Source organism: Methylobacterium sp. D48H, from assembly GCF_053345715.1.
Genome location: NZ_JBKFAP010000004.1, coordinates 58,490 through 71,782, shown reverse-complemented (window position 1 = coordinate 71,782; position 13,293 = coordinate 58,490). Strand labels below are relative to the sequence as shown.

Annotated in this window: 14 protein-coding genes; 9 read left to right on the top strand and 5 right to left on the bottom strand. The window is 71.5% G+C overall.

Going from position 1 to position 13,293, the window contains the following annotated elements; all coding sequences use genetic code 11:
- Positions 1–49 precede the first annotated feature (49 nt).
- From ACLBX8_RS10680 to ACLBX8_RS10650, 7 genes are all read left to right on the top strand, one after another.
- Positions 50–922, top strand: a complete 873-nt coding sequence (locus ACLBX8_RS10680) for a branched-chain amino acid ABC transporter permease (protein ID WP_103985106.1) — start codon at positions 50–52, stop codon at positions 920–922.
- Positions 919–1,953, top strand: a complete 1,035-nt coding sequence (locus ACLBX8_RS10675; protein ID WP_447699334.1) for a branched-chain amino acid ABC transporter permease — start codon at positions 919–921, stop codon at positions 1,951–1,953. The genes ACLBX8_RS10680 and ACLBX8_RS10675 overlap by 4 nt, the downstream gene beginning before the upstream one ends.
- Positions 1,950–2,768, top strand: a complete 819-nt coding sequence (locus tag ACLBX8_RS10670; RefSeq protein WP_447699335.1) for an ABC transporter ATP-binding protein — start codon at positions 1,950–1,952, stop codon at positions 2,766–2,768. Before ACLBX8_RS10675 ends, ACLBX8_RS10670 begins: the two co-directional genes overlap by 4 nt.
- Entirely contained in the window at positions 2,761–3,465 is a 705-nt protein-coding gene (locus ACLBX8_RS10665) for an ABC transporter ATP-binding protein (protein ID WP_132368740.1), read from the top strand. Before ACLBX8_RS10670 ends, ACLBX8_RS10665 begins: the two co-directional genes overlap by 8 nt.
- Entirely contained in the window at positions 3,458–3,856 is a 399-nt protein-coding gene (locus ACLBX8_RS10660) for a Rieske (2Fe-2S) protein (RefSeq protein ID WP_056527071.1), read from the top strand. The genes ACLBX8_RS10665 and ACLBX8_RS10660 overlap by 8 nt, the downstream gene beginning before the upstream one ends.
- A 680-nt stretch (positions 3,857–4,536) precedes the next feature.
- The gene (locus ACLBX8_RS10655) at positions 4,537–5,133 is read left to right on the top strand and encodes a response regulator (protein WP_056527077.1); all 597 of its coding nucleotides are present in this window, start codon (positions 4,537–4,539) and stop codon (positions 5,131–5,133) included.
- A complete protein-coding gene (locus tag ACLBX8_RS10650) occupies positions 5,130–6,971 on the top strand; it encodes an ATP-binding response regulator (protein WP_447715076.1) in 1,842 nt (613 codons plus the stop codon). The genes ACLBX8_RS10655 and ACLBX8_RS10650 overlap by 4 nt, the downstream gene beginning before the upstream one ends.
- Positions 6,972–7,052: 81 nt before the next feature.
- Here the strand turns inward: ACLBX8_RS10650 and ACLBX8_RS10645 are convergent, their stop codons facing one another.
- Positions 7,053–7,496 (bottom strand): PACE efflux transporter, encoded by a 444-nt coding sequence (locus ACLBX8_RS10645; RefSeq protein WP_020094459.1) that lies wholly within the window; start codon positions 7,494–7,496, stop codon positions 7,053–7,055.
- An 89-nt stretch (positions 7,497–7,585) separates the two neighbouring features.
- Between ACLBX8_RS10645 and ACLBX8_RS10640 the strand changes: the two genes are divergently transcribed.
- Complete coding sequence (locus ACLBX8_RS10640) at positions 7,586–8,485, top strand: LysR family transcriptional regulator (protein WP_447715075.1); 900 nt, start codon at positions 7,586–7,588, stop codon at positions 8,483–8,485.
- Between the two features lie 167 nt (positions 8,486–8,652).
- A complete protein-coding gene (locus tag ACLBX8_RS10635; RefSeq protein WP_447699337.1) occupies positions 8,653–9,555 on the top strand; it encodes a LysR family transcriptional regulator in 903 nt (300 codons plus the stop codon).
- Between the two features lie 181 nt (positions 9,556–9,736).
- On the opposite strand, the gene ACLBX8_RS10630 is transcribed toward ACLBX8_RS10635, so the two are convergent.
- From ACLBX8_RS10630 to ACLBX8_RS10615, 4 genes are all read right to left on the bottom strand, one after another.
- A complete protein-coding gene (locus ACLBX8_RS10630; RefSeq protein WP_447715074.1) occupies positions 9,737–10,429 on the bottom strand; it encodes a helix-turn-helix domain-containing protein in 693 nt (230 codons plus the stop codon).
- 156 nt (positions 10,430–10,585) lie between these two features.
- Positions 10,586–10,924, bottom strand: a complete 339-nt coding sequence (locus tag ACLBX8_RS10625; RefSeq protein WP_447682237.1) for an SPW repeat domain-containing protein — start codon at positions 10,922–10,924, stop codon at positions 10,586–10,588.
- Between the two features lie 111 nt (positions 10,925–11,035).
- The gene (locus tag ACLBX8_RS10620; RefSeq protein WP_447715073.1) at positions 11,036–11,266 is read right to left on the bottom strand and encodes a hypothetical protein; all 231 of its coding nucleotides are present in this window, start codon (positions 11,264–11,266) and stop codon (positions 11,036–11,038) included.
- A gap of 2 nt (positions 11,267–11,268) precedes the next feature.
- Positions 11,269–12,942 (bottom strand): methyl-accepting chemotaxis protein, encoded by a 1,674-nt coding sequence (locus ACLBX8_RS10615; RefSeq protein ID WP_447715072.1) that lies wholly within the window; start codon positions 12,940–12,942, stop codon positions 11,269–11,271.
- Positions 12,943–13,293 lie beyond the last annotated feature (351 nt).

The window sequence follows — 13,293 nt, the reverse complement described above, 5'->3', positions numbered from 1 at the left end:
CTCGCCCATCCACCGGCCCCGGGCCGGGGCGCACCCTCGGAGGCCGCCCGTGAACGAACTGATCCAGCACCTCGTCAACGCCCTCATCCTCGGCGGCACCTACGCGCTGCTGGGGATCGGCCTGACGCTGATCTTCGGGATCATGAACGTCGTGAACTTCACCCACGGCGCGCTCTACACGGTCGGCGCCTACGTCATGTACCTCGCGGTCGCCGCGCTGGGACTGAACTTCTTCCTGGCGCTGCCGGTGGCGATCCTCGGCGGGCTCCTGCTCGGGGCCGCGATCGAGTTGCTGCTGCTGCGCCCGTTCCGGGGCTCGGACATCGACACCACCATGCTGGTGATGATCGGCGCCGGCATCGTCCTGCAATCGGGCACGCTCTGGACCTTCGGCGGCGTCGCCAAGGCGATCCCCGCGCCCTTTCCCGAGGCGCCGCTCCAGGTCGGCCCGGTCTCGGTGTCGTGGCTGCGGCTGTTCGTGCTCGGGGCGGCGCTGACGCTGATCGCCCTCACCTACGCGCTGATCAACCGGACCAAGCTCGGTCTCGCCATGCGCGCCGCGTTCCAGGATTCCGACACGGCGGCGCTGATGGGCGTCGACGTCCGCCGGATCTACACCGCGACCTTCGCGCTCGGCTCGTCGCTCGCCGCGGCCGCCGGCGCGCTCCTCGGTCCGGTCTACGTGGTGTTCCCGCAGATGGGCGGCCTTGCCGAGCTCAAGGCCTTCGCCATCGTCATCCTGGGCGGGCTCGGCAACGTCACCGGCGCGGCGATCGGCGGCTTCATCCTGGCGCTCGCCGAGGAGCTGGGCGCCGGCTACGTCTCCTCCGGCTACCGGGACGCGATGGGCTTCCTGATCATCATCGCGGTCCTGCTCTGCAGGCCGACCGGGTTGTTCGCCAAGGCGGAGCGCATCGGATGAACCGGCTCCTCCCCCTCGCCCTGCTCGCCGGCCTCGTCGCCCTGCCCCTGGGGCTCGGCGCCAACCCCTACCTCCTCAACGCGCTGATCGTGACCGGCATCCTGACGATCGGCGCCATGAGCCTGAACCTGCTCCTCGGCTTCACCGGGCAGCTCAGCCTCGGCCACATCGCGTTCTTCGGGATCGGCGCCTACGTCAGCGCGCTGACCAGCCTCGGCTTCGACGTGGATCTCGGGTTCGGCATCCGCGCGGTCCACGAGCCCTGGCCGGCGGCGGTCGGGTTCCTGCTGGCGACGGTCGCGGCGGGCGGCTGCGGCTACCTGATCGGGCGGCTCTCCTTCCGGGTGCGGGGCGCCTACTTCGTGATCGTGACGATCTCCTTCGCCGAGGTCGTGCGGCTCGTGGCGCTCAACTGGGTGGAGCTGACGCAGGGGCCGCTCGCGCTGACCAATATCCCGGCCATCACCCTCGGCCTGCCGGGCCTGGGGATGTGGACGCTCAAGACCAAGCTCCAGAACTACTACCTCGTGCTGGCCGTGGGCACGCTCTGCTACGCCGTGATCGCCCGCCTGGTCGGCGGGCGCTTCGGCCGGGCGATGCGGGGTCTCAAGGAGAACGAGCCGCTGGCGCTCTCGGTCGGCATCAACGCCACCCGCACGCTGACGGTGGCGGCAGTGATCTCGGCCGCCTTGGCCGGCGCGGCCGGCAGCCTCTACGCCCACTACCTGCGGATCATCGATCCCGACGTGTTCCTGTTCGCCACCACGGTCACCATGGTCATCATGGTGGTGGCGGGCGGCAAGGGCACCCTGCTGGGCCCGGTCGTCGGCGGCCTGATCTTCGGCCTGCTGCCGGTGGCGCTCCGCCCGGTCATGGCGCCGGAGGCGCAGTGGATCGTCTACGGCCTCGTGCTGATCGTGATCCTGTTCGTGATGCCGCGGGGGATCGTGCCGGGACTGGCGGCGCTGCTGGGACGCCGCCCGGCCCCGGCCGCGCCCGTCCTCGAGGCCAATCCGGCGGTGCAGCGATGAGCGCGATCCTCTCCGTCGAGCATGTCGGCGTCCGCTTCGGGGGCCTCGTCGCCATCGCGGACCTGCATTTCGACGTCCACGCGGGCGAGATCGTCAGCCTGATCGGCCCGAACGGGGCCGGCAAGACGACGGCCTTCAACGTGATGACGGGCTTCCTCAAGCCCAGCCAGGGCGCGGTCCGCTTCCGCGGCACGTCCCTGAAGGGCCTGCCGCCGCACGCGATCACGCGGCTCGGCCTCGCCCGCACCTTCCAGCGCACCAGCGTCTTCCCGGACGACACGGTGTTCGACAACGTGATGATCGGCCTGCACCAGATGGGCGCCGCGGCTGGCCGCGCGCCCGTTCTGGACGCGCTCCTCGGCCGCGCGGGGGCCGGCGAGAGGCAGCTGCGCGCCCGGGCCGCGGCGCTCCTCGACTGGGTCGGGCTCGCCGGACGGGCGCAGGAGAAGGCCGGCGCCCTCGCCTACGGGGAGCAGCGCCTCGTCGGCGTGGCGCTGGCGCTCGCCACCGAGCCCGCCATGCTGCTCCTCGACGAGCCGGTCTCAGGGATGAACGCTTCCGAGACGCGGGTCTTCGTGCGCCTGATCAGGCAGATCCGGGAGCGCGGCGTCACCATCCTGCTCGTCGAGCACGACATGCCGATGGTGATGGAGGTCTCCGACCGCATCGTCGTCCTCAACTACGGGCGCCTGATCGCCGAGGGGCCGCCAGACCGGATCCGCAGCGACCCGGCGGTGATCGAGGCCTATCTCGGCCAGGGCAGCGCCGCCCGGCAGGCCGCCGCGGCTGCCGTGCAGGAGGCGGTCCATGCTTGAGATCCGCGACCTCGTCTGCGGCTACGGCCACGTCACGGCGCTGAAGGGGCTCACGATCGACGTGCGCGAGGGTCAACTCGTGGCCCTCGTCGGCGCCAACGGCGCCGGCAAGTCCACGACGCTCCGGGCGATCTCCGGCCTCGTCCCGCCGCGCTCCGGCGCGATCCGGTTCGCCGGCCGGGACATCGCGGGGGCGGAGCCCCGCCGGATCCTGGCGGCGGGTATCGCCCATTGCCCGGAGGGCCGGCGCGTCTTCCCGCAGATGACGGTCGCCGAGAACCTCGCCATGGGCGCCTACCTGCGCCGCGACCGGGCGGCGGTCGCGGCGGACTTGGCGCGCATCTACGGGGAGTTCCCGCGCCTCGCGGAGCGGCGCGACCAGGCGGCCGGCACGCTGTCGGGCGGCGAGCAGCAGATGCTGGCGATCGGCCGCGCGCTGATGGGGCGCCCGAAGCTCGTGCTGTTCGACGAGCCCTCCCTGGGGCTCGCCCCCAACATCGTCGAGCGGATGTTCGCGGTGATCGGCGCGATCCGCGACGCCGGCACGACCGTGCTCCTCGTCGAGCAGAACGCCTTCGCGGCTCTCGAACTCTGCGACTACGCCTACCTCCTCGAAGCCGGCCGCATCGTCCTCGAGGGGCGCGGGCAGGACCTCATCGCCGATCCCCACGTTCGGGACGCCTATCTCGGTGGCTGAGCGGGATCTGCCGGGGCGGATCCGCCTCGGCCCGGTCGACCTTCTCGGCGACCGGGACCTGCTCCCCGTCACCGCGGGCGGCCGCCGCCTGCTCCTCGTCCGGGACGGGGCCCGGATCGTGGCCGCCGAGCGCGCCTGCCCGCACGAGGGGGCCGACCTCGCCCTCGGACGCTGCGTCGCGGGCCGGCTGCACTGCCCCCGGCACCAGGCCTCGTTCGACCTCCGGGACGGTGCCGTCTCGCCGGGCTGGTCGTTCCGGGCCCTGCGCCTGTCCGCGGTCGAGGCGGCGCCGGACGGGCTCTGGCTCAGGACCGGATCCGGCCTTCTCGCGCCGGACACCGCGCCGCCGGGCGGCCGCGGATTCCCGGCCGGCCCGGAGATCCGACGGTAGAGCGACCGAGATCGGCCGATCCGTCTCGCTCTACGGCAGCGAGGTCGGGATCGCGGCGCTCACCGCCTGTCTCGTGCGGACGAACGGCCCGCACGCGCGCCTGCTCGCGCGGGGACGCATCGCGAGGACGGTCGCGGGTCCCTCCGGCCGCTGAGGATCGGCGCTGATCGCCCGTCCGAAGGTGTCGGCCCAGGACAGCCTCGTCACGTTGTCCGTCGTCACGTTGTCCGGGGTCGGAGCGGGCGGAGCTTCCCGGTCGGCCGCCCGGCCGCGCTTGCGGGCCGCGGCACCGATCCACCGCACGATCAGGGGACCCTTCGCGTCGAACGTCGGATCGGACGCGGTCCGGCCGATGCCTCGTCTCTGACGGCGATGAACCATGGACTTCCCTCGAGTCGACTTGGGAGGGCCGCGCGCGCGGTCCGACGGACGTCACCGCCCGCGATCACCGGACCGTCGCCGCGACGGCAGCGGTGTGAAGCGCGGGCCGCGCGGGATGGCGGACGCCCTCGCCCAGCATCCGATCCCGTCCGCGTGGTCTCCAGCTGCATGTCCGGGCGCGCGCGATCGGATTCCTCGACCCGTGGCTTAGCCGATCGGGATGGCTTCGTGGACCAGTCCACATGGACTGGTCCATGACCCGTGACGGCGCCTGTGCGGTTGCTCTAGACAGGATCCGCATGGCGCAGGAAGCAATCCTCATCATCGATGACCACGCGCTGTTCCGGTCCGGCATCGTCTCGATGCTGTCGACGGCGTTCGATGAGATCCCGGTTCTCGACAGCCCATCGCTGCACGAGGCGCTCGCCATCGTGGCCGTCGTCCCGACGATCGTCCTCCTCGACATCCAGTTGCCGGGCATCGGCGGGCTCGAGGGGATGGGCCTGCTCCAGCAACGCTGGCCGGCCGCCCGGATCGTCGTCGTGTCCGGCCTGGATCTGCCCGATACCGTCAGCACGGCGCTGGCGCAGGGCGCCTGCGCGTTCCTGTCCAAGACCGACCGCCCCGAGCGGATGATGACGGTCCTGCGCGAGATGCTCGCCCGGTCGTCCGCGGTCCCGCGGGTCGGGGGCGCCCTCTGCCCGACGCTCACGCCGCGGCAGGCCGAGGTGCTGACCCTCGTCGGGCGCGGATTGTCCAACAAGATGATCGGACGCAATCTCGGCCTGTCGGAACACACGGTCCGCGGCCACGTGCAGGGTCTGCTGTCGGTCCTGGGGGTGACCCGGCGCGCCGAGGCGGTGTTCAAGGCGCAGCAGTTCGGCCTGATCCGATGAGCCCGTCGCAGGAGGAGCGGATCGCGGCCGAGCAGCTGCGCCTCGTCCTGGACGGCGTCACGCAGTCGGTCGCCGTCGGTTTCCTCGTCTCGACGCTCATGCTGGCCGTGCTGTGGAGCCTGGTGCCCCACGCCGTCCTGCTGAGCTGGTACGGCGCGTTCCTCGTCGAGCGGTTCGGGGCGGCCGCCTACGCGCGTCGGGTCCGCGCCGCGATCGGCGAGCCCGACCGCGCCCGCCGGGTCGAGCGGGTCATCTTCCTGAGCAAGATCGTCGAGGGCGCGATCCTGGGATCGCTGATCTGGATCGCGCTGCCGCTCCAGGTCCCGGCGGTGAGCATCCTGACCATGTCGCTGCTGGGCGCGACCTGCAGCAACGGCGTCTCGCTCCTGGCGCCGCGGCGGCACCTCTACCTCGCCCTCGTCGTGCCCGTCGCCGTCCTGGCCGCGGGAACCCTCTGGTCGCTCGGCGGCGCGCCCTACCGCGCCCTGGCAATCTGCTCGATCCTCTTCGTGGTCGGGCAGTACGGTCAGGTCGTGCTCGCCAGCCGCCGCGTGCGGGAATCGATCGAGCTCCGCTTCGAGAACGCGGCCCTCGTGGAGCAGCTGCGCGCGGAGACCGCCGCGGCGCACCGGGCCCGCCGCGACGCCGAGCACGCCAACACCGCGAAGTCGCAGTTCCTCGCGGCGGCCAGCCACGACCTGCGCCAGCCGGTCCACGCCCAGGGCCTCTTCCTCCAGGCGCTGAGCCAGACGGATCTCGCCGCGCCGCAGCGGCGGATCCTGCAGAACGCCCAGACCGCGAACGTCGCGTCGACCGACATGCTCAACACGCTTCTGGACTTCTCGCGCCTGGAGGCCGGAGTCATCACGCCGCGGCCCCGCGCCTTCGAGCTCCAGCCGCTCCTCGACAAGATCGAGAACGAGCTGGCGCCGCTGGCCGACGCCAAGCGCCTGATCTATCGGACGCCCCAGACGGACCTGGCGATCGTCTCGGACCCGGCCCTGCTGGAGCTGGTCCTGCGCAATCTCGTCCTCAACGCCATCCGGTACACCGAGCGCGGCGGCGTCCTCATCGGCTGCCGGCGCCGGCGCGCGGGCGTGTCGATCGAAGTCTACGACACCGGGATCGGCATCCCGGTCGACAAGTGCGAGGACATCTTCCGGGAGTTCTACCAGCTCGGGAATCCGGAGCGCGATCGTCACAAAGGTCTGGGGCTGGGACTCGCGATCGCGCGCGGGATCGCCGCCTCGCTCGATCACCCGCTCTCCCTCTCGTCGAAGATGGGGAGCGGTAGCGTCTTCCGCATCCTCGTCCCCCGGACGCTCGATGCCGGGCGGGACGCGAGGCTCGACGACGCGCCCGCGGCCGCCAGCGCGGAGAGCGGCCGCCTGGTCGGCGCCCGCATCCTGATCGTCGACGACGATGCCATCGTCCGCGACGCGATGGTGGCGCTCCTCTCCGGCTGGGGTTGCCTGTGCTGGGCCTTCGAGGACCCGACCGACGTCACCGAACGGCCGCCGCAGGGGCCGCCGCCGGACGCGCTGATCTGCGACTACCGCCTGCGCAGGGGCCAGACCGGCGCCGAAGCCATCGCGACGCTGCGGCAGCATTGGGGACGGCCGATCCCGGCGATCCTCATCACCGGCGACACCGCGCCCGTCCGCATGCGGGAGGCCTTGGACAGCGGGGTCCCTCTGATTCACAAGCCGGTCCGGCCCGACCTTCTCCAGAAGGCGCTCGCCGCGCTGATCCCGCCGGGCCGGCCACCCGTCGGTCCCGTGGGCGCGGAGGTTCGGCGCGGACCGGAGACGACGGATCTCGTCCGCGCGGAGGGATAGCGGGCGCCTCACGCGGCGCCGCGGACCCTCGAACGCCCGCCGCGCCGCCGTCGCGGTCTCGCCGCGCGGCCGGCGCGAGCGTCAGCGGGACGGCTCGGCGGCAGCCTCGGTCCAGCTCGGGAGCGGGAAGGTTCGATCGTAGGCGAGATTGAACACGAAGGCGTAGGCCACGTAGAAGGCCGCGATCGCCAGATCCATGAAGAAGGCCTCCACGAGGCCGATGCCGAGATACCACGCGATCGGCGGCAGCAGGATCAGGAGCAGCCCCGCCTCGAACAGCACCGCGTGGGCGACCCGCAGGACGAGGCTCTTGCGCGTGTGCCCGGCGAGCCGCTGCATCGTCCGGTCGAAGCCGAGATTGTAGACGTAGTTCCAGCTCGTCGCGACGAGGGCGCTGCCGATTCCGATCACGCCCATGTCGGCGGCGTGCAGGCCGAAGGCCGCGGTCCCGAGCGGGACGATGAGGAGCAGCCCGATCACCTCGAACAGGATGGCGTGGCGAATGCGGTCGCGGGTGGTGCGCATGGTCTCGCTCTCGAGAGGCGGATTGGTCGGCCGCTCTCTATCTGCGATAAGGCGATCCACAAGTTAGGAAGTATCGGATAAACAGATAGATGGCGGTCTCGCTCGACCAGCTCCAGGCTTTCGTAGCGGCGGCCGAGGCCGGGTCGTTCTCGGGCGCGGCGCGGGTGCTGCGGAAGACGCAGTCGGCCGTCAGCACGCAGGTGGCCAACCTCGAGACGGATCTGGGGCTGGCGCTGTTCAGCCGCGCGGGCCGGAACCCCGTGCTGACCCCGGCGGGCGAGCGGCTGCTGCTGGAGGCGCGCGTGGTGCTCGACCGGCGGGAGCACCTGATCGGTGTGGCGAGCAGCCTGGAGCAGGGCGTCGAGAACCGGCTGGTGGTCGCCATCGACGAGCTCTACCCCGAGCACGCCCTCGGCGCCCTCTTCGCCAGCTTCGCCCAGCGCTTCCCCTTCGTGGAGCTCGAGCTGCTCTTCCCGCTGATGGAGGATGTCAGCCGCATGGTCCAGTCGGGCGCCGCCGACCTGGGCGTGATGTGGCGCCAGGAGGGGCTCCCGACGGAGCTCGGGTTCCGGACCATCGGCTGGGTGCCGCTCAAGCTGGTCTGCGGCCGCGATCACCCGCTCGCGAAGGAGCGGGTGGCGTGGGAGGAGCTGAAGCGCCACCGCCAGATCCTCGTGGCCGCCCGCGGCGACGGGGCGGAGAAGCGCCGTTTGCGGGTCGCCGCCGAGGTGTGGTGGGTGGAGAGCCACTGGGTCATCCTGGAGATGGTGAAGCACGGGATCGGCTGGGCCTTCGTCACCGACCACGTCATCGCCGCGTCCCTCACGGCGCCGTACCTCGTGACGCCCGACCTCCAGTTCGATGAGGGCGACTGGCCGATCGCCCTGGAACTGGTCTGGCACAAGCAGCGGCCCTGCGGCCCCGCCGCGGCCTGGCTCCGCGAGCGTTTCGCCGCGGAGCGCGTCGGGATCCACCCGGGCGGGACCTGAGCGCGGTGCGGGACGGACGCCTGCCGGGCCCCGCCTCGGCGACACGCCGCTGTCGACGGTCCTGACGGGCCGGCGAGATCCCGGTCGTCGAGGACGTCCACCCCGCGAGTCTAGACGCAAAAGACCTTCCGTGCTTCTATCCATTCGAAATTCCTATGGGTCGGCCCATGGAACTCCGGCATCTTCGCTACTTCGCCGCGGTGGCGGAGCATCTCAGCTTCACCGCCGCCGCCCAGAGCCTGGGCGTATCGCAGCCGCCGCTGAGCCAGCAGATCCGCGATCTCGAGGTGGAGATCGGCGTCAACCTGTTCGAGCGCTCGAGCCGGCGCGTCGTCCTGACCGCGGCGGGCGAGGATTTCCTCGGGAACGCGCGGGCGGTCCTCGCGCAGGTCGCCGATGCCGTCGACCGGGCGCGGACGATCGGCACCGGAACGGCCGGCATCCTCAACATCGGCATGACGAGTTCCGTCCTCGCGGGGCCGGCCGGTTGCCTGATCCGGGCCTTCGAGCAGCGCTTCCGGGCGGTGGACGTGCGCATCCACGAGATGGCGCCGGCCGACCAGATCGCGGCCCTCAAGGCGAACCGGACGGATCTCAGCTTCCTCCGCAGCCCCCCCGAGGATCCGGATCTCGTCGCCCACCTGGCGTGGCCGGAGCGGCTCTGCGTGGCCGTACCGCGCGAGCACGCCCTCGCCGCCGGTCGCAGTGTCGCGATCGACGTCTTCCGCAGCGAGCCGCTGATCTCGCTCGGCCTCGAGAGCTCGCGCTTCGCGGCGGATATCTACCAAGCCTGCATCGCGCGCGGGTTCACGCCGAGCATCTCGCAGCAGGTCCGCGAGGCCTCGTCGCTGATCAACCTGGTCGCGGCGGGCTTCGGTCTCGCCATCATCCCGGAATTCGTCGGCCGACCGAGGCATCCGGACGTCGTCGTCCTGCCGATCAAGCCGCCCTTCCTGTCGGCGGACGTCTACGCGCTGCATCATCAGCGCCGGAACCCGGTGATCGACAACTTTCTCGGGCTGATCCGCGAGGAGGCCCCGGGCTTGATCGCGCGCTTCCAGAGGCGGTGACGCCCTTCGTCTCCGCACCCGCTCGCCGGCGCCGTCCGCGACCGTCTCCGAGGGGGCGTCCTGCGCGCAGGCGCCATCCCGAAGGAACCCCGAAGCCACCCCAAAGCCACCCCGAAAGCCAACGCGAACCGCGCGACAGCCCGCAGCGGCGTTGCCGGTGGCGTCCCCGGCGGCGCCTGTCTCAATCCTCGACGAGACGGCGCAGCCGGGTCCGATGCAGGCACACCTGTCGGCCGCCGTCGCGTCGCAACGCCCCGTCCTCCTCCAGCTGCGAGAGGGTGCGCGATACGGTCTCGATGGTCAGGCCGAGGTAGTCGGCGATGTCGCGGCGGGTCATCGGCAGCGCGAAGGTGCCGGCGGCGCCGAGGCGGTCATCGACCTCCAGCAGGAAGGCGGCGACCCGCTCCTGGGCCGAGCGCCGTCCGAGCAGGAGCGCCAGGTCCTGGGCGTGTCGCAGGTCGCTCGTGGCCACGCTCCAGAGTCGGCAGGCGACCTCGGCCCGCCCGGTCGCGGCGCGCTCGACCTGTCGCCGCTTGAAGATCAGCACCTTGGTGCTGGTGAGGGCCTCGGCGGTCTGGCGATTGGTCTCGCCCTGCCCGAGCCCGAACAGGTCGCCGGGCAGGTGGAAGCCCGTGATCTGGCGGCGCCCGTCGCTCAGGACCCTGTGGGTGCGCACCGCGCCGCTGAGGACCTTGTAGACGAACTCGGCCTCCTCGCCCTCTCCGTAGATTTCCTCCTCGCGGGCGTAGGAGAACGGTGTCCCGACGACGTCGGGGCATCCCGCGAACAGGGTGCCCCCCTCGATCTCCGGGACGGGAGCGGGACGGGCTGCGGGCCCCTCCGGTGCTGTCCGTGCCGTGAACTCGGTGCTCATCGCTGCGCTCCTCGCCTGCGTCGGTCGGGACGAGATTGGCAGCGGGCGGGAGGCGGAGAAATTCCGGTCGGAGCCTTAAGGCGCGCCCCTTAAGGGCAATCCCGTAGTCGCGGGTGCCGGCCGGATGCCCGCGGCCGCGGCGGCGACGGGCGCGCCTCAGACGGAGCGCGCCTGGGGCGACACGAAGAGCCGCCACAGCGCGTACGCGGCCAGGGCGGCCACGGCGAGCCCGGTCAGGCCGTGCACCCACACGGGTGCCGTCGCGTCGGCGAAGCCGAGAACCCACGGCGCCACGGCCGCCCAGAGCCCGAGGGCGACGTTGAGGTATTCCTCCCAGGCGCAGGTCACGCCGAGGGCCAGGAGTGCGACCACGGTGATGGCGCCCCCGGTCACGAAGGCGTTGCGCGCGGCGGCCGTCTCGTAGCCCAGATCCAAGTACCAAGGTGCGAGGAGGAGCACGACGCCGAGGAGCATGTTGAGCGCGTTCGGGACCATGTCCGCCGTTCGGTTCTCGATCGTTCTCACCGGATCCCCGTGCGGACTGACGGCATCGGCGGCCCGATGTCCGGGCGCCCGAGCCCTGAGCGACAGACGACCTGCCATCTCTCACGGGCCGAGCATCCGGTATCCGTGCGGCCGGTCATTGATCTGGCTCAAGTCGATCGCGGCCTTGCCCGCGTGTCGGGATCCGGCAAGCTTGGCGTGATCGCGGATTTGCTGCGCGCTGCGGGTGGTGGACTCGATTCCCGAGATTGTCGTCGCCGACGGGACGCGCGCGTCGGCGAGATCCGCGTCCCCCCGTCGGACCGGGCGGACGCGGATCTCGGGCGTGGCCACCCTCAGGCGGCGCGGACGGTGGCGAGGAAGCGGGCGACCTCGGCGCCGAGATGCTCGGATTGCCGCGACAGCTCCGAGGCCGCCGACAGGACCTGCGAGGCCGCAGCCCCCGTCTCCTCCGAGGCCTGCGCCACGCCGGCGATGTTGCCCGTCACTTCGTTCGTCCCCGCCGAGGCCTGGGCCACGTTGCGCACGATCTCCTGGGTCGCCGCGCCCTGCTCCTCGACGGCGGCCGCGATCGAGGTCGCCACATTGTCGATCTCCCGGATCCGGCCGGTGATCCCGCCGATCGCCGTCACCGCCTGCGCGGTCACACCCTGGACCTCGCCGATCTGGCGCGCGATCTCCTCGGTCGCCTTGGCGGTCTGCTCGGCCAGCGCCTTCACCTCGGAGGCCACCACCGCGAAGCCCCGCCCGGCCGCGCCGGCGCGGGCCGCCTCGATCGTGGCGTTCAGCGCCAGCAGGTTGGTCTGGCCGGCGATGCCGGAGATCATCCCGACCATGTCGCCGATCCGCGCGGCGTTCTGGCTGAGCGCCTGGACGAGGTGGGCGGTCTGGTCGGCCTCGCCGACCGCGGCCTGGGCGAGGTGGGCCGAGCCGGTCACCTGCCGGCCGATCTCCTGGACGGAGGAGCCGAGCTCCTCGGCGGCGGCAGCCACCGTGTTGACGTTGGTCGACGCCTCCTCGGCGGCCGCGGCCACGGTGGTCGACTGGGATGCGGTCTCCTGGGCGGTGGCGGTCATCTGCTGGGCGGTGGCCTGGAGCTCGGTGGCCGAGGACGAGACCAAGCCGACGATGCCGCCGACGGCGCGCTCGAAGCCGTCGGCGAGCTCGACCATGGTGCGCTTGCGCTCGGCGGCGGCGGCCGCGTCGGCGCGACGCCGGACCTCGGCCTCCTCGGCGGCCTTGCGGGCGACCATGGCCTTGATGCCCTCGACGGCCTGGCCGACGGCCCCGATCTCGTCGCCGCGGGCGGCCTCGCGGATCTCGGCGTCGACCGCGCCCTTGGCCATCCGCTGCAGGACGCCCACGAGGCTGCCCAGCGGGCGCGTGATCTGTACGACGATCACGTACACGCCGTAGGCGATGCTGAGCGCGGCGAGCGCGAGCGCGGCCAGGAGCGCGAGGCGCGACCAGCCGGCAATCGTCTCCGAGCGCCGGAACTCCGCCTCGGCTTCCCGGACCTGCAACGCGGTCAGCTTGCTCAGCGTGGCGTTGGTGGCCTGCATGCTCTTCAGCAGGTCCGTGTGGGTGGCCTCGAAATCCGAGGCCGCGCCGGCGGCGACGCGCTTGAGGATCTCGGCCGCGATCACGTCGTTCCGATCGACGCGCACCTGCAGCTCCTTGGCGAGGGCCTCCTCCTCCGGGGTCAGGTAGGTCGCCAGATAGGCCGACCACTCCTTGTGGAGCTTCGACAGATCGCGCTCGATCTTGTCCTTGGCCTCTGCCGGCTCGATCTGCTTGCCGCGCAGCTGGCGCGAGGCGTCGAGCAGGTCGTCATAGGCGTCGCGAATGATGCTGAACTGCCGGAGACAGACGACGCGATCATCGAAGACGGTCTTCAGGCTCTGATGGCTCCAGTGGAGCGAGAGATTTCCGAGCGCCGCCGTGGCGAGCAGCACCAAGCCGAGTCCGCCGAGCAGCGAGACGAGTCGCAGTTTGATGGTCATTTTCATGAGGCGGATGTCCAGGCGACGGAACCCAGGGCTGCGAACGCGTCAGCCAGGCTGAGCAGTCATGATCGGGTTGCGTAAAATATAAGCAAACTGATTAAGATTTATTCCAAAGAGGTTTCTGTCGCGGGGTCTGTCATTCGGCCTCCGGATCGCGATATCGTGCGCGCAGAGACGGTTGTTCAACTTCAAGATGAGGAATCGGAGCTGAATCAATCGAAAAGGGCCTCCGGTGCGGACCGGAGCGTCACCGCCCGACGTGTCGGATCGCCGCACAGCGAGCGGCACGCGCAGGGCGGGATCGACCGGGGCAGGAACGTCGCCGGTCTCGGGATGGCGGCAGCACGGACGCGG